The organism is Streptomyces caelestis (assembly GCF_001279005.1).
Classification (GTDB): domain Bacteria; phylum Actinomycetota; class Actinomycetes; order Streptomycetales; family Streptomycetaceae; genus Streptomyces; species Streptomyces heliomycini.
In genome coordinates this window covers 1-339 of the sequence record NZ_LGCN01000102.1, presented here as the reverse complement: position 1 = coordinate 339, position 339 = coordinate 1, and the positions used below count along the sequence as shown (strand labels likewise).

General features: G+C 67.8%; 1 protein-coding gene. It reads left to right on the top strand.

The annotated features are described in order from the left end of the window. Nucleotides 1-339: DDE-type integrase/transposase/recombinase (locus ADK41_RS09945; RefSeq protein WP_159043958.1), on the top strand; the 339-nt coding region annotated here is incomplete at both ends.

The following is a 339-nucleotide window of genomic DNA, read 5'->3' as shown; positions in this document are numbered from 1 at the left end:
GGCTGCGCGCGAGGGGACGGCGGATCAACCGCAAGCGTGTGACCCGGCTGATGCGGGTCAACCACATCATCGGACGGCACCTGCGGAAAAAGAAGCGGACGACGATCGCGGACAGGACCGCGCCGCCCGTGCCGGACCTGGTGATGCGCGACTTCACCGCGGACACCCTGAACACCAGGTGGTGCGGCGACATCACCCACATACCTGTCGGCACGACCTGGCTCTACCTCGCCACGGTGATCGACATCTGCTCGCGGCGCGTGGTGGGCTGGTCGATCGGCGACCATATGCGGACCTCGCTGGTCACCGACGCGATCGAGATGGCTGTGGCCGCCCGCG